The sequence below is a fragment of the Pseudomonas marvdashtae genome (assembly GCF_014268655.2).
GTDB classification, from domain to species: Bacteria; Pseudomonadota; Gammaproteobacteria; order Pseudomonadales; family Pseudomonadaceae; genus Aquipseudomonas; species Aquipseudomonas marvdashtae.
Genome location: NZ_JABWQX020000002.1, coordinates 84,618 through 108,040, shown reverse-complemented (window position 1 = coordinate 108,040; position 23,423 = coordinate 84,618). Strand labels below are relative to the sequence as shown.

The 23,423-nt window shown below is 62.7% G+C and carries 23 protein-coding genes; 17 read left to right on the top strand and 6 right to left on the bottom strand.

All coding sequences use genetic code 11. The annotated features are described in order from the left end of the window. Positions 1-81: 81 nt before the first annotated feature. The 16 genes from HU742_RS20260 (at position 82) to ureC (ending at position 17,059) form a co-directional block, all read left to right on the top strand. Entirely contained in the window at positions 82-2,208 is a 2,127-nt protein-coding gene (locus HU742_RS20260; protein WP_186644311.1) for a TonB-dependent copper receptor, read from the top strand. Between the two features lie 212 nt (positions 2,209-2,420). Beyond that, positions 2,421-3,800, top strand: a complete 1,380-nt coding sequence (locus HU742_RS20255; RefSeq protein ID WP_186644313.1) for a PepSY-associated TM helix domain-containing protein — start codon at positions 2,421-2,423, stop codon at positions 3,798-3,800. Between the two features lie 103 nt (positions 3,801-3,903). Further along, a complete protein-coding gene (locus HU742_RS20250) occupies positions 3,904-4,692 on the top strand; it encodes an ABC transporter ATP-binding protein (RefSeq protein ID WP_186638591.1) in 789 nt (262 codons plus the stop codon). Further along, the gene (locus HU742_RS20245) at positions 4,689-5,636 is read left to right on the top strand and encodes an ABC transporter substrate-binding protein (RefSeq protein ID WP_186644327.1); all 948 of its coding nucleotides are present in this window, start codon (positions 4,689-4,691) and stop codon (positions 5,634-5,636) included. The genes HU742_RS20250 and HU742_RS20245 overlap by 4 nt, the downstream gene beginning before the upstream one ends. Next, a complete protein-coding gene (locus HU742_RS20240) occupies positions 5,633-6,643 on the top strand; it encodes a FecCD family ABC transporter permease (protein WP_186638587.1) in 1,011 nt (336 codons plus the stop codon). Before HU742_RS20245 ends, HU742_RS20240 begins: the two co-directional genes overlap by 4 nt. Positions 6,644-6,879: 236 nt before the next feature. After that, positions 6,880-8,145, top strand: a complete 1,266-nt coding sequence (urtA, locus tag HU742_RS20235; RefSeq protein WP_186638585.1) for an urea ABC transporter substrate-binding protein — start codon at positions 6,880-6,882, stop codon at positions 8,143-8,145. Between the two features lie 153 nt (positions 8,146-8,298). After that, positions 8,299-9,801 (top strand): urea ABC transporter permease subunit UrtB, encoded by a 1,503-nt coding sequence (urtB, locus tag HU742_RS20230; protein ID WP_186644328.1) that lies wholly within the window; start codon positions 8,299-8,301, stop codon positions 9,799-9,801. Then, a complete protein-coding gene (gene urtC, locus HU742_RS20225) occupies positions 9,801-10,880 on the top strand; it encodes an urea ABC transporter permease subunit UrtC (protein WP_186644329.1) in 1,080 nt (359 codons plus the stop codon). The genes urtB and urtC overlap by 1 nt, the downstream gene beginning before the upstream one ends. Further along, entirely contained in the window at positions 10,877-11,737 is an 861-nt protein-coding gene (urtD, locus tag HU742_RS20220) for an urea ABC transporter ATP-binding protein UrtD (protein WP_186638574.1), read from the top strand. Before urtC ends, urtD begins: the two co-directional genes overlap by 4 nt. 172 nt (positions 11,738-11,909) lie before the next feature. Then, on the top strand, positions 11,910-12,608 hold the full coding sequence (gene urtE / locus HU742_RS20215) for an urea ABC transporter ATP-binding subunit UrtE (RefSeq protein WP_018611889.1): 699 nt from the start codon (positions 11,910-11,912) through the stop codon (positions 12,606-12,608). 30 nt (positions 12,609-12,638) lie between these two features. Next, positions 12,639-13,481, top strand: a complete 843-nt coding sequence (locus HU742_RS20210; protein ID WP_186644331.1) for an urease accessory protein UreD — start codon at positions 12,639-12,641, stop codon at positions 13,479-13,481. Between the two features lie 64 nt (positions 13,482-13,545). Beyond that, a complete protein-coding gene (gene ureA, locus HU742_RS20205; protein ID WP_074873350.1) occupies positions 13,546-13,848 on the top strand; it encodes an urease subunit gamma in 303 nt (100 codons plus the stop codon). A 9-nt stretch (positions 13,849-13,857) separates the two neighbouring features. Next, positions 13,858-14,391: a GNAT family N-acetyltransferase gene (locus tag HU742_RS20200; RefSeq protein ID WP_186644332.1), complete on the top strand. Its 534-nt coding sequence runs from the start codon at positions 13,858-13,860 to the stop codon at positions 14,389-14,391. A gap of 5 nt (positions 14,392-14,396) precedes the next feature. Beyond that, complete coding sequence (locus HU742_RS20195) at positions 14,397-14,930, top strand: GNAT family N-acetyltransferase (protein ID WP_186644333.1); 534 nt, start codon at positions 14,397-14,399, stop codon at positions 14,928-14,930. Further along, the gene (locus HU742_RS20190) at positions 14,927-15,235 is read left to right on the top strand and encodes an urease subunit beta (protein ID WP_186638568.1); all 309 of its coding nucleotides are present in this window, start codon (positions 14,927-14,929) and stop codon (positions 15,233-15,235) included. The genes HU742_RS20195 and HU742_RS20190 overlap by 4 nt, the downstream gene beginning before the upstream one ends. Before the next feature lie 123 nt (positions 15,236-15,358). Next, positions 15,359-17,059: an urease subunit alpha gene (gene ureC / locus HU742_RS20185; RefSeq protein ID WP_186638567.1), complete on the top strand. Its 1,701-nt coding sequence runs from the start codon at positions 15,359-15,361 to the stop codon at positions 17,057-17,059. A gap of 166 nt (positions 17,060-17,225) precedes the next feature. Here ureC and HU742_RS20180 read toward each other — a convergent pair whose 3' ends face one another. Both HU742_RS20180 and HU742_RS20175 read right to left on the bottom strand, forming a co-directional pair. After that, entirely contained in the window at positions 17,226-17,525 is a 300-nt protein-coding gene (locus HU742_RS20180) for a chaperone modulator CbpM (RefSeq protein ID WP_186638566.1), read from the bottom strand. Between the two features lie 50 nt (positions 17,526-17,575). Beyond that, positions 17,576-18,514 (bottom strand): DnaJ C-terminal domain-containing protein, encoded by a 939-nt coding sequence (locus HU742_RS20175; RefSeq protein ID WP_186638565.1) that lies wholly within the window; start codon positions 18,512-18,514, stop codon positions 17,576-17,578. A 292-nt stretch (positions 18,515-18,806) separates the two neighbouring features. On the opposite strand from HU742_RS20175, the gene HU742_RS20170 reads away from it, so the two are divergent. Then, on the top strand, positions 18,807-20,081 hold the full coding sequence (locus HU742_RS20170) for an Hsp70 family protein (protein WP_186638563.1): 1,275 nt from the start codon (positions 18,807-18,809) through the stop codon (positions 20,079-20,081). 57 nt (positions 20,082-20,138) lie between these two features. Here HU742_RS20170 and HU742_RS20165 read toward each other — a convergent pair whose 3' ends face one another. The 4 genes from HU742_RS20165 to HU742_RS20150 form a co-directional block, all read right to left on the bottom strand. Then, positions 20,139-21,152: an AI-2E family transporter gene (locus HU742_RS20165; protein ID WP_186610775.1), complete on the bottom strand. Its 1,014-nt coding sequence runs from the start codon at positions 21,150-21,152 to the stop codon at positions 20,139-20,141. Positions 21,153-21,290: 138 nt separating this feature from the next. After that, positions 21,291-21,587 (bottom strand): PsiF family protein, encoded by a 297-nt coding sequence (locus tag HU742_RS20160; RefSeq protein ID WP_186644334.1) that lies wholly within the window; start codon positions 21,585-21,587, stop codon positions 21,291-21,293. A 127-nt stretch (positions 21,588-21,714) separates the two neighbouring features. After that, positions 21,715-22,605, bottom strand: coding sequence for an esterase/lipase family protein (locus tag HU742_RS20155; protein ID WP_186638562.1), 891 nt, complete (start codon positions 22,603-22,605; stop codon positions 21,715-21,717). Positions 22,606-22,715: 110 nt separating this feature from the next. Further along, entirely contained in the window at positions 22,716-23,354 is a 639-nt protein-coding gene (locus HU742_RS20150) for an FMN-dependent NADH-azoreductase (RefSeq protein ID WP_186638561.1), read from the bottom strand. Between the last annotated feature and the right edge of the window lie 69 nt (positions 23,355-23,423).

The following is a 23,423-nucleotide window of genomic DNA, read 5'->3' as shown; positions in this document are numbered from 1 at the left end:
CCGACACTTACTCACCCGGTCGCAAAAAGACAGCCCCAGGCTGCCCGACCGTGTCGTCTACGTCTGTTCGATGGAATCATCATGTCCAGGTTTTCTGCTGGCATCGCTTTGGGCTCTGCCCAGGTTAGCTGCCCCCTGAACGAGCCACGGGTTCGTTTGCGCCAAACCCTCGCCGCACTGTGCGGCCTGCTGCTTACCCCGCTCGTGCTGGCCGACGAGCACGAGCATCACGACCATCAGGTCGAGGAACTGAGCCCGACGGTCATCACCGCCATCGCCCCCAGTTCACCGCTGACTGTCGTCACCAACCCCAAGGACCCGCGCCAACCGGTGCCGGCCAGTGATGGCGGCGACTATCTCAAGACCATTCCCGGCTTCGCCCTGGTGCGCAACGGCGGCACCAATGGCGACCCGGTGTTGCGCGGCATGTTCGGCTCACGACTGAACATCCTCACCAACGGCAGCATGCTGTTGGGTGCTTGCCCAGGTCGAATGGACGCGCCGACGTCCTACATATCGCCGGAAACCTACGACAAGCTCACCGTCATCAAAGGCCCGCAAACCGTGCTCTGGGGCCCCGGCGCATCGGCCGGGACCGTGCTGTTCGAGCGCGAGCCGGAACAGTTCGGGGAACTGGGCACGCGGGTCAACGCCAGTGTGCTGGCCGGCTCCAACGGTCGTTTCGACAAAGTGCTGGATGCCGCCGCCGGGGGGCCGCAGGGTTATGTCCGGGTGATCGGCAACACCGCGCATTCGGACGATTACCGCGACGGCAATAACGACACCGTGCCGTCACGCTATGACAAGTGGAATGGCGACGTCACCCTCGGCTGGACGCCGGACGCCGATACCCTGCTGGAGCTGACGGCCGGCAAGGGCGACGGTGAAGCACGCTACGCCGGGCGCGGCATGGACGGCTCACAGTTCAAGCGTGAAAGCCTCGGGCTGCGTTTCGAGCGCTCGAACATCGGCGAGGTGCTGGACAAGGTCGAGGCCCAGGTCTACTACAACTACGCCGACCACGTGATGGACAACTACACGCTGCGCACGCCGTCCGGTACGGGGATGATGGCCGGGCCCATGGCGTCCAACGTCGACCGCCGCACCCTCGGTGCTCGTATCAAGGCCACCTGGCGCTGGGCCGATGTACAACTGATCAGCGGCCTGGACGCCCAGACCAACGAACATCGCCAACGCAGCAGCATGGGCGTGGACACCTACAAGGACCTGCCGTACACCAAGGACGCCGACTTCCACAATTACGGCGCGTTCAGCGAACTGACCTGGTACGCCGCCGACCGTGACCGAGTGATCACCGGCGCCCGGCTCGACCGCGCCTCGGCCAAGGACTACCGCCAGAGCATCGGCTCCGGCATGTCGACCCGCCCCAATCCCACCGCCGACGGCACCCGCGCCGACACCCTGCCCAGCGGTTTCGTCCGCTACGAACACGATTTGGCCGACAACCCCACCACCCTCTACGCAGGCATCGGTCACACGCAACGGTTCCCGGACTACTGGGAGCTGTTCTCGCCGGACGCCGGCCCGAGCGGTTCGCTGAACGCCTTCGACGCGATCAAGCCGGAGAAAACCACCCAGCTCGACGTCGGCCTGCAGTACAAGACCGACACTCTCGAAGCCTGGGCATCGGGGTACGTCGGGCAGGTACGCGACTACATCCTGTTCGACTACACGCCGGGGATGATGGGCACCACTTCCCGGGCCGAGAACATCGACGCGCGGATCATGGGCGGCGAATTGGGCGCGGCCTACAAATTGACCGAGCGCTGGAAAGCCGACGCGACCCTGGCCTACGCCTGGGGCAAGAACAGCAGCGACGGCAGCGCCCTGGCGCAAATGCCGCCGCTGGACGCACGCCTGGACCTGACCTACAGCGAAGACCGCTGGAGCGCCGGGGCCTTGTGGCGGGTGGTGGCGGCGCAACACCGTGTCGATGAAAACAGAGGCAACGTGGTCGGCAAGGACTACGGCAAAAGCTCGGGGTTCGGGGTCTTCTCGCTCAACGGCGCCTACCGCATCAATCAACACTGGAAGGTCAGCAGCGGCGTCGACAACCTGTTCGGCAAAGCCTACGCCGAGCACTTGAACCTCGCCGGCAACGCCGGGTTTGGCTACCCGGCGAGCGATCCCCAGGCCATCAACGAACCGGGGCGCACGCTCTGGACGAAGGTGGATATGAGTTTCTAACAACACAGGCCAAGCCTGACACCTGACCCTGTGGCGAGGGAGCTTGCTCCCGCTCGGTTGCGTAGCAACCGCAAAAAACTGGGGACTGCTGCGCAGTCCAGCGGGAGCAAGCTCCCTCGCCACAGGTCCGTGTTTATCCAAGGCTCACCTGGCGGTTGCCCGGCAACCACCAAAAACATAACAACCCAATTAGCCCTGCGGAGCGCTTTGCAATGAGCCAACCGAAACCGAATTTTTATAACCTGGCCTGGCGCTGGCATTTCTATGCCGGTCTGTTCGTCGCGCCGTTCATGGTGATGCTGGCCCTGACCGGGATCATTTACCTGTTCAAGCCACAACTCGACCCCCTGATGTACGGCGATCTGCTGAACGTGCCGGCCGGCCATCACAGCTTGGCGGCGGACGATCTGCTCAAGCAGGTTCACCAGGCCTATCCAGAGGGCCACGTCACACAGTACCTGCCGCCGATCAATGCCGAACGCAGCGCGCAATTCGTGGTGATCGACAAGGGCCGGGAATTGAACGTGTTCATCGACCCGTATCACGGCGATGTCCTCGGCGAGCAGGACGCCAAAGACAACCTGCAAGCCATGGCGCGGGCGATCCACGGCGAATTGATGATCGGCACCGTCGGCGATCGGCTGGTGGAAATGGCCGCCGGCTGGGGCGTGGTATTGCTGGTTTCCGGGCTGTACCTGTGGTGGCCGCGCGGGCAATCGTCGGCCGGCGTGCTGTGGCCGCGCTGGAACACTCGCGGCCGGGTGTTCTGGCGTGACCTGCACGTCGTTATCGGGTTCTGGGGCTCGGCGTTCTTGCTGGTGATGCTGCTCAGCGGCATGACCTGGACCGGCTTCTGGGGCAAGCAATACGCCGACCTCTGGAACCGCTTCCCGGCAGCGATGTGGAACGACGTACCGAAGTCCGACGTGGAGGCCGGCAGCCTCAACCACGCCCATCGCCAGACCGTGCCCTGGGCCATGGAAAACACGCCGATGCCGATGTCCGGAGACCATGCCGAACACATGGCCCATGGCGGCATGCACGAAGGCCCCGCCGCCCCGACCGTCAGGTTGCAAGCGGTGCAGGACATCGCTACCGAGCGCAACGTCGAACCCGGCTACAGCATCACGTTCCCGACGACTGCCTCCGGCGTTTTCACCATCGCCGTGTTCGCCGACGACCCGCGCAATGACGCGACCCTGCATGTTGACCAATACACCGGCAAGGTCCTGGCCGATGTGCGCTGGGAGCACTACAACCTCGTGGCCCGCGCCACCGAAACCGGGGTGATGCTGCATGAAGGCAAGATGTTCGGCCCGGTGAACCAGATCATCGTGCTGTTGATCTGCCTGATGATCCTGCTCAGCGCCGTGAGCGGCCTGGTGATCTGGTGGAAGCGCCGGCCGCAAGGCAAGTTCGGCGTGCCGCCGTTGCGTCACGACTTGCCGGCTTGGAAGAGCGGCGTGTTCATCATGCTGGCCCTGGCGGTAGTGTTCCCGTTGGTGGGAGCTTCACTGGTAGTGGTGTGGTTGCTGGATCGCCTGGTCACGCGGTTCAATCGCCAGCCTGAGACGGCCTCATCGTCAAGCTGAAGAGAGTGCATTAACGGAAAGCGGCGAGATGCCTCTACAATCGCGCCGCTTTCCAACGATGAACACAGCCCGATATGTTCCAAACCAAATCCTGAGTGCATGCATGACCTCGCTGACCCTCTCCCATCTCGCCTGGACGCCCTTGGGCCATGGCCACTGCCATCACCAGTTCCAGCTGCGCGACGCCACGTTGCAGGTGGCGGCCGGAGAGTTTGTCGGGTTGATCGGTCCCAACGGCAGCGGCAAGACCAGCCTGTTGCGCTGCGCCTATCGCTTCAGTCGACCGGAACATGGCGAGGTGAAACTCGAGCACCACAACCTCTGGAAACAGTCCTCGCGCTGGTGCGCCCAACGCATCGCCGTGGTGTTGCAGGAGTTTCCCGACGCCTTTGGCCTGACGGTCGAGGAAGTGGTCGCCATGGGCCGCACGCCCCACAAGGGTCTGTTCGACGGCGACAATCACGAAGACCGGTGCCTGGTGCTCCAGGCTTTGCAATCGGCGGGACTCGATGGCTTTGGCGATCATGCATTCTCGACCCTGTCAGGCGGAGAAAAACAGCGGGTAATCCTCGCCCGGGCACTGGCCCAACAACCGCAGTTGTTGATTCTTGATGAACCGACCAATCACCTCGACCCTCGTTATCAACTGCAATTGCTGCAATTGATCAAACGCCTGGGTATCGGCACCCTCGCCAGCATTCACGACCTGAACCTGGCCGCCGCGTTCTGCGATCGCCTGTATGTGATCGAACACGGACGGATCGTCGCCAGCGGCACGCCCAAGGACGTCCTGACCAGCGCACTGCTGCGTGAGGTGTTCGGCGTTGACGCGCTGGTGGACGAACATCCACTGGCCGGCTACCCACGAATCACTTGGATAACCCAACCATGATCTTGCGTTCCCTGCTGTTGCTGCCCTTGCTGCTGGGCAGTGCCCATGCGTTGGCCGAAGCCACTCGCTACCCGTTGACGATCCAGAGTTGCAACCGCCAAGTGGTGTTCAACGAGGCGCCCCGGCACGCTGTCAGCCATGACATCAACATGACCCAGATGATGCTCGCCTTGGGCCTCAAGCCGCGCATGGTCGGCTACAGCGGCATCAGTGGCTGGAAATCGGTAACGTCGGACATGGCGAAGATCCTCGATGGCCTGCCGGAACTGGCCGCCAAGTATCCCTCGGTGGAAACGTTGCTCAATGCCAACGTCGACTTCTTCTTCGCCGGTTGGGACTACGGCATGCGGGTGGGTGGGGATCTGACGCCGCAAACCCTGCAGCCGCTGGGCATCAATGTCTACGAACTGACCGAATCCTGTGCATTCGTGATGAAGCGCCGGGCGGCCACGCTGGAGGACACCTACAACGACCTGCGCAACCTCGGGAAGATCTTCGACGTGCAGGATCGCGCCGATGCGCTGATCGCGACGATGCAGGCCCAGGTGGCCGAAGTCCGCCAACACCTGCCGTCCGAGCGACCTAGGGTATTCCTCTACGACAGCGGCGAGGATCGAGCGATGACATCCGGGCGACTGGGTATGCCCCAGGCGCTGATCGACGCAGCGGGCGGGCGCAACATCCTCGACGACGTGGAAACCAGTTGGACCCGGGTCAACTGGGAGAACGTGGTGGAGCGCAACCCCGAGGTGATTGTGATCGTCGACTATGGCGAAACCACCGCCGAGCAGAAGCAGCAATTCCTTTTGGATAATCCGGCACTGCACTCGGTGGATGCGATCAAGCATCGGCGCTTCATCGTGATTCCCTACGTACAGGCCACGCCAGGCATCGATAATGTGCTGGCGGTGCAAACCCTGGCGAAGGGTCTGCACCGCCAATGAACACTCGTCGCTATGGCGCGCTGTTGATCTTGCTCGGCGTGATGCTGCTCGTGTCGTGCGTGGTGTCCCTGGGCTTCGGGCCCGCGCGGCTGCCGGTGGGCGTGGTCTGGGACATTCTGTTGAACAAGGCTTTCGGCGTGGGCGATGTCCATTGGACGCCGGGGCAGGAGCACATCGTCTGGCTGATCCGCGTACCGCGCCTGCTGCTTGGCGCCCTGGTGGGCGCGGGGCTGGCGTTGATCGGTGCGGTGCTGCAAGCGGTCACGCGCAATCCGCTCGCCGATCCGCATCTTCTCGGCGTGACGTCCGGCGCGACCCTGGGTGCGGTCATCGTGGTGCTGCATGTCGGCGAAATCATCGGCCTGCTCACCTTGCCCCTCGCCGCGTTTATCGGCGCATTGCTGAGCATGTTGCTGGTGTTGGCCATCGCCGCCCGCCAGGGTCGCCTGGAAAGTGATCGCCTGCTGCTGTGCGGCGTCGCGGTGTCGTTCGTGATGATGGCGGCGGCCAACTTGCTGTTGTTCCTTGGTGATCATCGCGCCAGTTCAGCGGTGATGTTCTGGATGCTCGGCGGCTTGGGCCTGGCGCGCTGGGAACTGCTGGCCGTGCCGGCGGCCAGTGTGGTGCTGGGACTGGTGTTGCTGCTGGGCATGGCCCGCCCGTTGAACGCGCTGATGGCGGGCGAGCAGACCGCCGTGACGCTGGGGCTGAACGCGGCGAAGGTGCGGTTGTGGATCTTCCTGATCGCGTCATTGATGACCGGCGTGCTGGTCTCCATCAGCGGCTCGATTGGTTTCGTCGGGCTGATGGTCCCGCACATCGCGCGACGCCTGGTGGGTGCCGAGCATCGTCGGCTGCTGCCAGCCTGCGTACTGCTCGGCAGCCTGTTCCTGGTGTGGGTGGACGTGGCGGCCCGCACGCTGATCGCGCCGGAGGACTTGCCGATTGGAGTCGCTACCGCAGCTATCGGTGGACTGTTCTTTATCGGCCTGATGCGCCGGCGATAAATCCCCTCGCCACAATTGAACTGGAGCCCATGGGAATTGCATCCCTCGCACTAATGTGGCGCACCTCCTCGCACCAGCCCCCGCATCTCGTTCACTCATGGTGCATCCGCTCCCACGCATCCCCAGCCAACCCCGCATTTCCAAGCCTTTCCCCGACCGGGCACACCCCTTGCAAAAGCGCCTTCAGCGTCTGCATCTGCCATCCAGAAAAATACCAAGACCACGGAGATCGCACCATGAAGCGTCGTAGCTTGATCAAGGCTTTTACACTCTCGGCGAGCATTGCCGCGATGGGCATGGCCTGGACCGTCCAGGCCGCCGAGACCATCAAGGTCGGCATCCTGCATTCGCTGTCCGGCACCATGGCGATCTCCGAGACGTCCCTCAAGGACATGGCGCTGATGACCATCGACGAGATCAATGCCAAGGGTGGTGTGAACGGCAAGAAGCTTGAGGCGGTGGTCGTGGACCCGGCGTCGAACTGGCCGCTGTTCGCCGAAAAGGGCCGGCAGTTGCTGACCCAGGACAAGGTCGCCGTGGTGTTCGGCTGCTGGACCTCGGTGTCGCGCAAATCGGTGTTGCCGGTGTTCGAAGAACTCAACGGCCTGCTGTTCTACCCGGTGCAATACGAAGGCGAAGAAATGTCGCCGAACGTGTTCTACACCGGCGCCGCGCCGAACCAGCAGGCGATTCCGGCGGTGGAATACCTGATGAGCGAAGAAGGCGGCAGCGCCAAGCGCTACTTCCTGCTCGGCACCGACTATGTCTACCCGCGCACCACCAACAAAATCCTGCGTTCGTTCCTGCACTCCAAAGGCGTGGCGGACAAGGACATTGAAGAGGTCTACACCCCGTTCGGCCACAGCGATTACCAGACCATCGTCGCCAACATCAAAAAGTTCTCGGCCGGCGGCAAGACTGCGGTCATCTCCACGGTCAATGGCGACTCCAACGTGCCGTTCTACAAAGAACTGGCGAACCAGGGCCTGAAGGCCACCGACGTGCCAGTCGTGGCGTTCTCGGTGGGCGAAGAGGAACTGCGCGGCATCGACACCAAGCCGCTGGTGGGCAACCTGGCGGCGTGGAACTACTTCGAATCCGTGGATAACCCGGCGAACAAGAAATTCGTCGACGCCTGGAAGGCCTACGCCAAGGCGAAGAACCTGCCGGGCGCCGACAAAGCCGTGACCAACGACCCGATGGAGGCCACGTACGTGGGTATCCACATGTGGGCCCAAGCGGTGGAAAAAGCCAAGTCCACCGATGTCGATAAAGTCCGCGAAGCCCTGGCCGGCCAGACCTTTGCCGCACCGTCGGGCTACACCCTGACCATGGACAAGACCAACCACCACCTGCACAAGCCAGTGATGATCGGCGAGATCCAGGCCGACGGCCAGTTCAACGTGGTCTGGCAGACCGAAGGGCCGATCCGCGCGCAACCTTGGAGCCCGTTCATTTCCGGCAACGACAAGAAGCCTGACTATGCGGTGAAGAGCAACTGAGCCCGGGAAAAAGCCCCTAACCCTGCTGATCGTTCCCACGCTCTGCGTGGGAATGCCTCACCGGACGCTCTGCGTCCACCATGGGACGCGGAGCGTCCCGGGCTGCGTTCCCACGCGGAGCGTGGGAACGATCAAACACGCAAGGCCAAGCATATGCCCAACGCCCTTTACCGCCTCATCCTCGCCCTGGTGCTGCTGTTACCACTGGGAGCCCACGCCGGCGACGCCGAAGACTTCGTCGCCGCCAACCCGGCCCAGCAGGCAAAGCTGCTGGAAACCTGGGCCGCGCAGCCCGACCCGGCACGCGTCGAGTTGATCAATGCCTTGCAGCAAGGCCAGTTGACCGTCGACGGCCAACCCAAAACCCTGCGCCTGAACAACCGCTTGCGTGGGCTCATCGAAACCGCCCTCGCCAGCCACCAGTTGCTCGCCGTCGATGCCGGCGTACGCCTGGGCGCCGCGCAGCAACTGCAAAAAAGCGCCCGCCCGGCGCAACTGGCCTTCCTCGACCGGCAACTGGCCGGCGAGCAGGACGAAGACGTACACGCCGCCCTGAGCCTGGCCCTGGCGAACCTGCAACTGGTTGACGCCAACCCCTCCGTGCGCCTGGCCGCTGTCCGGCTGCTGGGGGAAACCGGCGATCCGCTGGCCCGCACCCGCCTCGAAGGCTTGCTCGAACCCGGCGTCGAAACCGATACCGCCGTGCGCACCGCGGCTGAAACCAGCCTCGGCCAGGTCAAGCGCAAACTGCTGATCGGCGAACTGTTGGGCCAAGCCTTCAGCGGCATGTCCCTGGGTTCGATCCTGCTGCTCGCCGCCCTCGGCCTGGCGATTACCTTCGGCCTGCTGGGGGTGATCAACATGGCCCACGGCGAGATGCTGATGCTCGGCGCGTATTCCACTTATGTGGTGCAGATGCTGTTCCAGCGCTTCGCTCCGAACGCCATCGAGTTCTACCCGTTGATCGCCCTGCCGGTGGCATTCTTCATCACTGCAGCCATCGGCATGGCCCTGGAACGCACGGTGATCCGTCATCTCTATGGGCGTCCGCTGGAAACCCTGCTCGCCACCTGGGGCATCAGCCTGATGCTGATCCAATTGGTGCGCCTGGTGTTCGGTGCGCAGAACGTCGAAGTCGCCAACCCGGCCTGGCTATCGGGCGGGATCCAGGTGTTGCCGAACCTGGTGCTGCCGTACAACCGCATCGTGATCATCGCCTTCGCCCTGTTCGTGGTGGTGCTGACCTGGCTGCTGCTGAACAAGACACGCCTGGGCCTGAACGTGCGCGCCGTGACCCAGAACCGCAACATGGCCGCCTGCTGCGGCGTGCCCACCGGCCGCGTAGACATGCTCGCCTTCGGCCTCGGCTCGGGCATCGCCGGGCTCGGTGGCGTGGCCCTGAGCCAAATCGGCAACGTCGGCCCGGACCTGGGCCAGAGCTACATCATCGACTCGTTCCTGGTGGTGGTGCTCGGCGGCGTCGGCCAGTTGGCCGGCAGTGTGTTCGCCGCGTTCGGCCTGGGCATCGCCAACAAGATTCTCGAACCGCAGATCGGCGCCGTGCTTGGCAAAATCCTGATCCTCGCGCTGATCATTCTGTTCATCCAGAAGCGTCCGCAAGGCCTCTTCGCGCTCAAAGGACGGGTAATCGACTGATGAACCAGCCCCTGATGCTCACGGCCACGCAAAAGGCCGGCCCCAAAGTCACCCTCGCCGTCGGCGCGCTGATCCTCGCCGTGCTGCTGAGCCTGCCGTTGCTGTCGCTGTTGGCGGCGGACAACCCGCTGCACGTCTCGGCCTACACCTTGACCCTGGTGGGCAAGATTCTCTGCTACGCCATCGTCGCCCTGGCGCTGGACCTGGTCTGGGGCTACGCCGGCTTGCTCTCCCTCGGCCATGGCCTGTTCTTCGCCCTGGGCGGCTATGCCATGGGCATGTACCTGATGCGCCAAGCCGCTGGCGATGGCTTGCCGGCGTTCATGACTTTCCTGTCGTGGACTGAACTGCCCTGGTACTGGGCCGGCACCGACAGTTTCCTCTGGGCGATGTGCCTGGTGGTGCTGGCGCCGGGTTTGCTCGCGCTGGTGTTCGGCTTCTTCGCCTTCCGCTCGCGGATCAAGGGCGTGTATTTCTCGATCATGACCCAGGCCCTGACCTTCGCCGGGATGCTGCTGTTTTTCCGCAACGAAACCGGGTTTGGCGGCAACAACGGCTTCACCAATTTCCGCTCGATCCTAGGCTTTGGCATCACCGAGCCGGGCACCCGGGCGGTGCTGTTTTTTGCCACGGTGCTGTTGCTGGTGGCGAGCCTGTTCATCGGCTGGCGCCTGGCCCGCAGCAAGTTCGGTCGGGTATTGACCGCCCTGCGCGACGCGGAAAACCGCCTGATGTTCTGCGGCTACGATCCCCGTGGCTTCAAGCTGTTCGTCTGGGTGTTGAGCGCAATGTTGTGCGGCTTGGCGGGTGCGCTGTACGTGCCGCAGGTTGGCATCATCAACCCCAGCGAGATGTCGCCGACCAACTCCATCGAAGCCGCTGTGTGGGTCGCCCTTGGCGGGCGCGGCACGTTGATTGGGCCGTTGCTGGGCGCCGGTGTGGTGAACGGCATGAAGAGCTGGTTCACCGTGGCGTTTCCTGAATATTGGCTGTTCTTCCTCGGTGCATTGTTCATCGTCGTGACCCTGTATCTGCCTAAAGGTGTGATCGGCTTGCTGAAGAAGAGAGGCGAACAATGAGAATCACCCCGACAGCCGATTTCATGCTCGAACCGATCCTTGAGCCCAACAAAGACCAAGGCAGCAGCCGCGACGCCATCGGCCTTGGCCAGGCGGCCGGCGTGGGCCTGAACACCCGCCACGGCACCATCCTGACCCTGGAAGACATCAGCGTCAGTTTCGATGGTTTCAAGGCCTTGAACGATTTGAACCTGTACATCGGCGTCGGCGAATTGCGCTGCATCATCGGCCCCAACGGTGCCGGCAAGACCACCCTGATGGACGTGATCACCGGCAAGACCCGCCCCAGCCATGGCAAGGCCTGGTTCGGCGAAACCCTCGACCTGACGACCATGAGCGAAGTGCAGATCGCCCAGGCCGGCATCGGGCGCAAGTTCCAGAAGCCCACGGTATTCGAAGCCCTGAGCGTGTTCGAGAACCTGGAGCTGGCGCTCAAGACCGACAAATCGGTGTGGGCCAGCCTGCGGGCAAAACTGAACGGCGAGCAGCACGACCGCATCAGCCAAGTGCTCGAGACCATTCGCCTCACCACCTCGGTCAATCGCGCCGCCGGTCTCTTGTCCCATGGCCAGAAACAATTCCTGGAGATCGGCATGCTGTTGGTCCAGGACCCGCAACTGCTGCTGCTCGACGAACCGGTGGCGGGCATGACCGACGCCGAGACCGAGTTTACCGCCGAGCTGTTCAAGTCCCTGGCGGGCAAGCATTCGCTGATGGTGGTGGAGCACGACATGGGCTTCGTCGGCGCGATTGCCGACCACGTCACCGTGCTGCACCAAGGCAGCGTGCTGGCCGAAGGGTCGCTGGAACAGGTGCAGGCCGATGAGCGAGTGATCGAGGTGTATCTCGGTCGCTGAGGCGATAGGAGTTGGTTTTGATCGTTCCCACGCTCTGCGTGGTAACGCCGCCTGGGACGCTCCGCGTCCCTTGGTTTGCGCCGGATTCACACCTGCGCAATGGTGACGCAGAGCGTCACAGAATGCATTCCCACGCAGAGCGTGGGAACGATCATCGAGGAGAATCTGGAACATGCTGCAAGTCGACAAGCTGCACCAATACTACGGCGGTAGCCACATCCTGCGGGGCCTGTCGTTCGACGCCAAGGTCGGCGAGGTGACCTGCCTGTTGGGGCGCAACGGCGTGGGCAAGACCACCCTGCTCAAATGCCTGATGGGCCTGTTGCCGGCCAAGGAAGGCGCGGTGAATTGGGAAGGCAAGGCCATCACCACCTTCAAGCCGCACCAACGCGTCCACGCAGGCATTGCCTACGTGCCTCAGGGCCGGGAAATTTTCGGTCGGCTGACGGTGGAAGAAAACCTGCTGATGGGCCTGTCGCGCTTTCCCGGTTCAGAGGCCAAGGAAGTGCCTGCGTTCATCTACGAATTGTTCCCGGTACTGCTGCAAATGAAGCAACGCCGTGGCGGCGACTTGTCCGGCGGCCAGCAACAGCAGCTCGCCATTGGCCGGGCCTTGGCCAGCCGTCCGCGCCTGCTGATTCTCGACGAACCCACCGAAGGCATCCAGCCTTCGGTGATCAAGGAAATTGGCGTGGTGATCAAGAAACTCGCGGCCCGGGGCGACATGGCAATCCTGCTGGTGGAGCAGTTCTACGACTTCGCCGCCGAGCTGGCCGATCAATACCTGGTGATGTCCCGGGGCGAGATCGTGCAGCAAGGGCGCGGAGAAAATATGGAAGCCGAGGGTGTGCGCGGGCTGGTTACCATCTAGTCTGTAGCGTCACGACAATAATCAGAAATCATGAATCTACCTGTCTCGCCCTCAGCCTTGTTCACCCCCAGCTGGCACGCCGAGCTGGAATTGGGCTATGCCCGATTCGGCGAGTGCACACGCCCGGTCCAGCGTCGCCACATCGGCCCGCTGCGGGTGCAAAAGCATTTGTATGCCGAGGGGCCCGAGGTGTGCCAGCACATCATCGTTCACCCGCCCGGCGGGATTGCCGGCGGCGATCGGCTGGACATCTCGGCCCACGTCGGCGCCGGTGCCTGGGCGCAACTGACGAGCCCCGGCGCGGCCAAGTGGTACCGCGCCGCCGGCCCGGCGTACCAGCAACTGAAGCTGAGCGTGGCGCCCGGCGCAACCCTGGAATGGCTGCCTCAGGAAACCATCGTGTTCAGCGCGGCCCAGGCGGAACTCAGCACCGAAATCGACCTGCAGGGTGACGCCCGGTTGTTCTACTGGGACATGGTTGCCCTCGGCCGGCCGGCCAGTCACGAGCGCTTCGATCTCGGGCATTTTCAATCGCGCCTGGACATCCGCCGCGACGGCCAGTTGTTGTGGCACGAGCGCCAGCGCATCGTCGGCGACGACGGCTTGCTCGACTCGCCCATCGGGCTGGGTGGCGATCCGGTATTTGCCACGTTATTAGTCACTGGCGAGATCGACGGCGAACTGCTGGAGCAATGCCGATCCCTGGGCCATGCCGTGCGCGGCGACCTGACGCAATTACCCGGCCTGCTCGTGGCTCGCTGCCTGGCGAGCGAGGCGCTGCTCGCGCGGGGATGGTTGATCGAATTGTGGCGTTTGCTCAGGCCAGCGCTGTTGGGAAGAGAGGCCATGCCGCCAAGAATCTGGAGTACCTGACTCTTTCTTCACAAGGGATCTGTATCCAGCCCGAACTTACTTATCTGCCCTACTTGGATTGCACATGGACCTGACCCCACGCGAAAAAGACAAGCTGCTGATCTTCACCGCCGGCCTGGTCGCCGAACGGCGCCTGGCCCGAGGTGTGAAGCTCAACTACCCGGAAGCCATGGCCTATATTTCCGCCGCGCTGCTCGAAGGCGCCCGTGACGGCCGGACCGTGGCTGAGCTGATGCATTACGGCACCACGCTGCTGAGCCGCGAGCAGGTGATGGAAGGCATCCCGGAAATGATCCCGGAGATCCAGGTCGAAGCGACGTTTCCCGACGGCACCAAACTGGTCACCGTCCACCAACCCATCGCCTGAGGTCGCGGCATGACTTATCACATTCGTGACGCGCAACCTGCCGACCTGCCGGCAATCCGCGATATCTACAACGATGCCGTGCTCAACACCACGGCGATCTGGAACGAACAGGCCGTGGACCTGGGTAATCGCCAGGCCTGGTTCAGCGCCCGGCGAGCCCAGGGCTACCCTGTATTGGTGGTCGTCGATACCGAGGAAAACGTGCTCGGCTATGCCTCGTTCGGTGACTGGCGGCCCTTCGACGGTTTCCGCCACACCGTCGAGCATTCGGTCTACGTCCGCCACGATCAACGCGGTCATGGCCTCGGCCCATTATTGATGTTGGCCCTGATCGAACGCGCCAAGGCCTGCGGTAAACACGTGATGGTCGCCGCCATCGAGAGCGGCAACGCGGCCTCGATTCGCCTGCACGAACGCGCGGGTTTCACTATTACCGGGCAGATGCCCCAGGTGGGTACCAAGTTTGGCCGCTGGCTGGACCTGACCTTCATGCAGTTGGTCCTCAACCCCGGGGCCCAACCGCCCGCCATCGACAAGGAGTGATACCGATGAACGCCGCCCAGTTGCGACGAGTCCACGTTGAAAGCTTCGCGCATTACCGCCAAGGCTTGATTGATCTGCTGCTCGACGCCGTGGGCTATGGCGCCAGTGTGGGGTTCATGGCCGACCTCGATGCCGACCAGGCCCGCGCCTATTTCGACGAGGTCCAGGCCAGCCTCGACCAGGGTGATCTGCTGCTTTGGGTGGTGGTCAAGGACGAGCAGGTGCAGGCCAGCGTCCAGCTCGCCCTGTGCCAGAAACCCAACGGCCTGAACCGCGCCGAAGTGCAAAAGCTGCTGGTACGTGGCGACGCCCGTCGCCGCGGCCTGGGCCAACAATTGATGAACGCCCTGGAGCTCGGTGCCCGCCAGCACAAGCGTGGCCTGCTGTACCTCGACACCGAGGCCGGTTCCGAGGCCGAGGCGTTCTACCGCGCCATGGGCTACACCCGCGTCGGTGAACTGCCCGACTACTGCCAGAGCCCAGACGGGACCTACACCCCGACCGCCATCTACTACAAAATTTTGGGGCAACCGCAATGATCCCAGGTCAGTACCAGATCGCGCCCGGCGACATCGAGCTCAACGTCGGCCGCCGCACCCTTACGCTGAAAGTCGCCAACAGCGGTGATCGGCCGATCCAGGTCGGCTCGCACTATCACTTTTTCGAAACCAACGACGCCCTGGCCTTCGACCGCGCCGCCAGCCGTGGCATGCGCCTGAACATCCCGGCCGGCACCGCCGTGCGTTTCGAGCCGGGCCAGAGCCGCGAGGTGGAGCTGGTGGATCTGGCCGGGCATCGCAGGGTGTTCGGGTTTGCCGGGCGGGTCATGGGCGACCTGGACTAAGCGTCAGCTCGTTCCCACGCTCTGCGTGGGAATGCATCCCGTGACGCTCCGCGTCACACAAGCGGACGCAGAGCGTCCATGGCGGCATTCCCACGCAGAGCGTGGGAACGATCAGGAAAGCACATGAAGATTTCGAGACAAGCCTACGCCGACATGTTCGGCCCCACCGTCGGCGACAAGGTCCGTCTGGCCGACACCGAGCTGTGGATCGAAGTGGAAAAGGACTTCACCACCTACGGCGAAGAAGTGAAGTTCGGCGGTGGCAAAGTGATTCGCGACGGCATGGGCCAGAGCCAGCTGCTGGCCGCCGAGGTCGTCGACACGCTGATCACCAACGCGCTGATCATTGATCACTGGGGCATCGTCAAGGCTGATGTCGGCCTCAAGGACGGGCGCATCGCCGCCATCGGCAAGGCCGGCAACCCGGACATCCAGCCCGATGTGACCATCGCCATCGGCGCCAGCACCGAAGTGATCGCCGGCGAAGGCATGATCCTCACGGCGGGGGGTATCGACACCCACATCCATTTCATCTGCCCGCAGCAGATCGAAGAGGCGCTGATGAGTGGCGTCACCACCATGATCGGCGGCGGCACGGGCCCGGCCACCGGGACCAACGCCACCACCTGCACCTCCGGCCCGTGGCATCTGGCGCGCATGCTCCAGGCCGCCGACGCGTTCGCGATGAACATCGGTTTCACCGGCAAGGGCAACGCCAGCTTGCCGGAACCATTGATCGAACAGGTCAAGGCCGGCGCCATCGGCCTCAAGCTGCACGAAGACTGGGGCACCACGCCGGCGGCCATCGACAACTGCCTGAGCGTCGCCGACCAATATGACGTACAGGTGGCGATCCACACCGACACCCTCAACGAATCCGGCTTCGTCGAAACCACCCTGGCCGCGTTCAAGGGCCGCACCATCCACACCTACCACACCGAAGGCGCCGGTGGCGGCCATGCGCCGGACATCATCAAGGCTTGCGGCTTCCCTAACGTGTTGCCCAGTTCGACCAACCCGACCCGGCCGTTCACCCGCAATACCATCGACGAGCACCTGGACATGTTGATGGTCTGCCATCACCTCGACCCGAGCATCGCCGAAGACGTGGCCTTCGCCGAAAGCCGCATCCGTCGCGAAACCATCGCCGCCGAAGACATCCTCCACGACCTCGGCGCCTTCTCGATGATCAGTTCCGACAGTCAGGCGATGGGCCGCGTCGGTGAAGTCATCACCCGCACCTGGCAGACCGCCGACAAGATGAAGAAGCAACGCGGCGCCCTGCCCGGCGATGGCGAAGGCAACGACAATTTCCGCATCAAGCGCTACATCGCCAAGTACACCATCAACCCAGCGATCACCCACGGCATCAGCCATGAAGTGGGCTCCGTCGAAGTCGGGAAATGGGCCGACCTGGTGCTTTGGCGCCCGGCGTTCTTTGGTGTCAAGCCGACGCTGATTCTCAAGGGCGGGGCGATTGCCGCCAGCCTGATGGGTGACGCCAACGCTTCGATTCCGACGCCGCAACCCGTGCACTACCGGCCGATGTTCGCCAGCTTTGGCGGCTCGCGGCATGCCACCAGCCTGACCTTCATCAGCCAGGCCGCCGCCGAGGCTGGGTTGCCGGAACAGCTAGGGCTGAAGAAGAAAATCGCCGTGGTAAAGGGTTGCCGCGATGTGCAGAAGACTGACCTGATCCACAACGACTACCTGCCGAACATCGATGTCGATCCGCAGACCTATCAGGTCAAGGCCGATGGGGTGTTGTTGTGGTGCGAGCCGGCTGATGTGCTGCCGATGGCGCAGCGGTATTTTCTGTTTTGATGAAAGGAGATACCTGACCGAGCGCAGAACCTGTGACGAGGGCGCTTGCTCCCGCTCGGTTGCGTAGCAGCCGCAAAAAAGCGCGGCCGCTGCGCCCGAAGCGTCGGACCGGCCCAGCGGGAGCAAGCTCCCTCGCCACAAATGCAGTCGGCCCAGAGAACGCGTGTCACTCCACCAACCGCCCCAGCCGCTGCTTGAGCATGCGGTTTTCGCTTCGCAGTTGCTGGACCTCTTCCAGCAGGTCCAGCGCCAGGGCGACCCCTTCCCATTCCAGCTCCAACTCGCGGCGCAACTTGGCGGCACGCTTGGCCAGGATCAGTTCGTAATCGGTAAAGCGCCAGTCCGTCGGTGCCGCACCGTGAGGCTCGAGGATGCCATGCCGGACGATTTCGATGACATGGATATCCTGCAACGCAGCGGCCTCGCAGAAATCCACCAGGTTCAGTTCAACGATCGGGTTGTTCATGATCTGCTTCTCCCAATGCTTTAACGGGCGGTTGCCCAAGTCCGCAGCGGTCAGAAATTCTCTCGTGGATCGAACGCGGCTTTCTTCGCCAGTTCAGCCCACAAGGCCTTGACTGATTCGTCGCTGGCCTTCGGCATCACCGCCTTGAGCTGCACGAACAGGTAGCCTCGCTCGCCGGCCTTGTTACGCAAGCCGTGACCCTTGGCGCGCATGCGCTGGCCATTCTGGCTGCCCGCCGGGATCTTGAGGTTGATCTTGCCGGTGAGGGTCGGCACCGCCACTTCGGTGCCCAGCGCCAGTTCCCACGGCGCCAGCGGCAAGGTGATGATCAGGTCCTGGCCCTCGACGTCGAACTTGGGATGCGGGGCGAAGCGAATGGTCAGGTACAAGTCACCATTGGCGCCACCACCGATACCGGGCGCACCCTGGCCTTTCAGGCGGATACGTTCGCCATCGGTCACGCCCAATGGAATCTTCACGTTCAGGCTTTTGCTGGTATTGCTGACGTGCTGGCCCGCGGCGTTGTACTGAGGCACCTGGAAGGTGACCTTCTTCGACTCGTTCGACAGGGTCTCTTCCAGGAAGATCGGTAATTCCATTTCCACGTCTTGCCCTCGCCGGCCGGCGCTGCGACCTGATTGTCCGCCACCGAAACCCGGCCCGCGATTACCAAAGATCGAACTGAAGAAGTCCGAGAAGTCACCCGTGTCCTGGCCCCCAAAGCCGCCGCGACTCTGCCAACCCGGCGGCCCTTGGAAAGGCTGGCCGTGCTGGCCGTAACGGCGCAGCTCGTCGTACTCCGCACGTTTTTCGGCGCTTTTCAATGCTTCGTACGCTTCGGAGACGTCCTTGAACTTGGTCTCGGCGTCTTTTTCTTTACTCACGTCCGGGTGATATCTGCGCGCCAGCTTGCGGTAGGCAGCCTTGATCGTGCTGTCGTCCGCCGTCGGCTCCACACCCAGAATCTTGTAATAGTCTTTGAAGTCCATCTAAGCGTTACCATCCGTTATCGATGTCGCACCGCCACGCACGGCATGCCCGGATGTCCGGACACCGGTTGACCGGCCTCAAGGTTGTGACCGGACGGTGCATCAGAAGTTTATCGGCAGCCGGCAGCGGTTCTTGTACCGCCCTGTGCTACCGGACCCATGCCAGCAAGTTTGGGGGTGTCGAGTCGTCTTTCAAGGCCGCTGTTTGCGAATTAGCGGATAACCGGCCTACGAATCCGCCTCGCACTGACATACACTGCGCGGCCGTTTTTTCAACTGGAACCCGAAAGACATGAAAAACGCATCCCCGGCCCGTGCCTGCGGCATCGACTTCGGCACGTCCAACTCCACTGTCGGCTGGCTGCGCCCCGGCATGGAAACGTTGATCGCGCTGGAGGACGACAAGATCACCCTGCCCTCGGTGGTCTTCTTCAATTTCGAGGAGCGTCGCCCGGTGTACGGTCGCCTGGCGCTGCACGAATACCTGGAAGGCTATGAAGGCCGGCTGATGCGTTCGCTCAAGAGCCTGTTGGGCTCCAAGCTTATCAAGCAGGACACCAGCGTGCTCGGCACGGCGATGCCCTTCAAGGATCTGCTGGGGTTGTTCATCGGCCAGTTGAAGAAACGTGCCGAAGCCACCGCCGGTCGGGAATTCGAAGAAGTAGTGCTGGGTCGTCCGGTGTTTTTCGTCGACGACGATGAAATGGCTGACCAGGAAGCGGAAAACACCTTGGTGGACGTCGCCCGAGCCATTGGTTTCAAGGAAGTCTCCTTCCAGTACGAGCCCATTGCGGCAGCCTTCGATTATGAATCGACCATCGAAAAAGAAGAGCTGGTGCTGATCGTTGACATTGGCGGCGGTACCTCGGACTTTTCCCTGGTGCGCCTGTCCCCCGAACGTCGCACCCACGACAACCGTCACGCCGACATCCTCGCCACCGGTGGCGTGCACATCGGCGGGACCGACTTCGACAAACAACTCAGCCTGCAAGGCTTGATGCCGCTGTTTGGCTACGGCAGCCGGATGAAAAGCGGCGCCTACATGCCCACCAGCCACCACATGAATCTGGCGACCTGGCACACCATCAACGCGGTCTACTCGCAAAAATCGACCCTGGCCCTGGGCAGCATGCGCTACGACATCGAAGACACCGGCGGCATCGACCGGCTGTTCAAGCTGATCGACCAGCGTGCCGGGCACTGGTTGGCGATGGAAGTGGAGGAAACCAAGATCCAGCTGACCCACGCCGACCAACGCCATGTCGCGCTGGACCGCATCGAGCCGGGCCTGAGCGTGGACCTGAGCCGAGCCCTGTTCGAATCGGCGATCGACGGCTTGCTGGAGCGGGTGCGCGGCAGCGTCACGCAATTGCTCAACGATGCCAACGTGCGCGTCGATCAGGTCGATACCGTGTTTTTCACCGGCGGCTCCAGTGGCATCCCGGCGCTGCGCAACAGCGTCTCGGCCATGCTGCCCCAGGCGCGGCATGTGGAAGGCAATATCTTCGGCAGTATTGGCAGCGGGTTGGCGATCGAGGCGATGAAGCGGTATGGGACGCAGGGCTGATGCAGTACCGAGGCGCCTGCTCGCTGTGAGGTCAGTCCAGGCGCCGCGCCTATGGGATCAAACCATCCCCACCTGCTTCAACTCACTCTTGAGATACGCATAATAAATCGGCCCCGCCACCACCCCCGGCAGGCCGAATGCGGCTTCGAACACCAGCATCGCCATGAGCAATTCCCAAGACTTGGCGCTGATCTGTCCGCCGACGATACGGGCATTGAGGAAATACTCGAGCTTGTGGATCACGATCAGGTAGCCCAGCGCCGCCATCGCCACCCAGATCGACAGCGACAAGGCGACGATGGTGATCAGCGTATTGGACATCAGGTTGCCGATGACCGGCAGCAGCCCCAGCAGGAACGTCATCACGATCAGGGTCTTGGTCAACGGCAGCTGGATGCCGAACAGCGGCAGTACCACCGCCAGGAAAATCCCAGTGAAGAAGGTGTTGAGCAGGGAGATCTTGATCTGCGCAAATACGATGTTGCGAAACGCCTTGACCAGCAGGTTCAGCCGATCGAACAGCGCGGCGGCCAAGGGCTTGCGCTTGGTCAGGTCGGGGATGCGCTGCAAGGCGACGATGGCGCCCAGCACCATGCCGATCAGCAGCGTGACAAACATATGGGCCGCGTCCTTGCCCACCAGCTGCAAGTCGCTCAGGTGCTTGCTCATCCAGTCACCGATCGCCACCCGGAACTCGGCGGCGCTGGCCGGCAGATACGCGTCGATGAAGGGCGGCAATTGCCCTCGGGCGCGGTCCACCACGCCCATGAATTTATCCAGGGAAGCGCCAGGGTTTTCCGCTTCATGCAGCAGGAAGCTGAAGGCACCGGCGAAAATCAGGCTCAGTACACTGACCACCAGCGTCCCCAGCAGCGCCACCGCTACCCAACGGGCGCGCCGGCCTTCGATCAACCGTTGCAGCTGCGGCGTGAGCATGTTGACCAGCTCGAACACCAGCAACCCGGCCAACAGGCTCGGCAACAGGCGCAGCGGCAGCACCAGCAACAACCCACCAAAAATGATCACCCAACTGATCACCAACAACACATGACGCTGAGAAAACGTTGGCATACAGCCCCAGAACAAAACGAGCGTGAAAGGATCGGCAGTCTGCCAGCGTTCCGCTGGCAGCACTAGGCATTGTATCGGCCGACCTTGGTCGGGGTTCAGGTGTTTTTTTGCCTCAGGGGCGTAGAAAAATCCAAGGCGTTATTTTTTCTTCAGGCATTCGCTCATGAAGGTCTTGCGAGCATCGCCCTTCAAGGCCTGGGTGGTGGCCGTGGCGTTGCAGGTCTTCATGCGTTCCTGCGGCGTGCTCGGTTCGGCGGCGACCGGAGTGGCCTTCAGGCAGTTGCTCATGAAAGCTTTGCGTTCGTCCCCCTTGAGGGCCTTGGCAGTCGCGTCGGCATTGCAGGTAGTCATCTTGGTCTGTTGGGCCGTGGCGGCGAAGCCCTGGGAACACAGCAGCAAACCGATCATCAACAATGGCAGGCGCAGCATCTTCATGGTGTTTCTCCTGGTTGCCGCCCGAGGAGGACGGCGATGAGGTGCAGTGTAGACAAAGCCCGTTACACCTTTCCAGATCGACTCTCGCGTCGCTGCTCGCGCTGAAGTCGCTAATGCAGTCCGGCGGCTAAACGCCGGCTGACTTCAATCGTTCGGCATGCTCGACAAACAAGCGAATGGGTTCCGCGCCCTTGCCCACCAACCCCAGCGACTGATTGACGATGTCGAAATGGTCCAGCGGGTAGTCATCGCGGATGACCGTGCCCAAGTGCGAGCTGTAGCGTCCGACCATCCCGTCGCACTGCCCCGCCTCGCGCACGAAGGTGCGAGCAAACAACCGGCAACTGCGGTTCGTCCCGTCGAACAGGTTGCGCCCTTTATCGGTCTTGCCCGGCTGCAAGGTCCCGGACCAGGAGTAATAGCGCACGCCACCGACTTCTTCCGGCCCCTGCCCGCCCCAGGTCTGTGGCAACCCCTGTGGATAACGCTCGTTGAACAGCGCTACCCCGGCGGTTGTCAGCGAGGCATGGGAGGCTTGAATGTCGACCGGCAGTCTTGGCCCGTGATACCCGCTGTCCAGCAAGCTCATCATGGCGTTGATCAACCGCAACAAGGCGCTCAGCAATCGTCCTTTGGCGCTGTCGGCCGGGTAATGGGTGTGCAGGTAATCCGCCAGTTCGGAACCGTGGTTGGTGCCGGCCACCGAGGTGACTGACGCGACCAGGTCCGGGCGCCTGGCTGCGGCGTAGCGAGCAGTGAGAGCGCCCTGGCTGTGGCCGATCAGGTTGACCTTCTGCGCGCCGGTGTCGCGCAGGATTTCCTCGATCCGCGCCAAAAGCTGCTCGCCACGCACTTCCGAGGAATGCAGCGGCGAGACCTTCACCGCAACCACCACCGCTCCGCCTCGGCGCAGCGCCGCGACGATGCCATACCAGTACGGATACAGCACCAGGCGAATGAAACCGAGCATGCCCGGGACCAGTACCAGCGGGTAGCGAGTGGCGCAGCGCTGCGACATGGCGACATCCTTGAGATCAAAAGTGGTCAGCATCGATATCGATGATGACCAGTCTATGACACCCGGGTCACTTCAGCCCGCGCTGAATCCAGGACCAAGCCTGCTGCCACTCAAAATGTCCGCGCCAGCGCCAACAACCGCTGCTCGGCCTCGGCATAGGAACGGGCAAAGCTGTGCTCCGCCGACTCTTCTCCTTCGGCGGCCACCACCGTCACATCGCTGATGCCGATAAATCCCAGGACGGTACGCAGCCACGTGTCGGCGTGGTTCATGGCCTCCAGTTGGCCACCGGGGCCAAAGCCAAAATCGCCACGACTGGTCACGATCAAAGCCTTCTTGCCCAACACCAGCGGTTCGTATTGCGAGACGCCGTTATCCAGGCTGTGATTGAACGTCAGGCCGATGCGCACGATCTGGTCGATCCACGCTTTTATCCCGCTGGGCACGCCGAAGTTATGCATGGGCGCGGAGATCACCAGCCGCTCGTGGGCCATCAGCTCCGCCACCAAGGTGTCGCTCAAGGCCAGGTCGGCCCGCATTGTCAGCGGCCGTGCCTGCGGCTCGGGGTGGAACGCTGCCGCGATAAAGGCTTCGTTGACTGGCGCAATGACCGTTCGGCCGACTTCGCGGCGGGTCGCTTGGGACTGTGGATTGACGTCCTGCCAGGCGCTTATGAAAGTTTCTGCCAGACGCCGGGAATGGGACCGCTCACCGCGAGGGCTGCCCTGCACTACAAGAATATTGCTCATCTATAACGCCTCATCTGTGACTACAATCGGAACTGTCTGTGGCTTTCAGCTTGAAGCTCAGATCCGTTT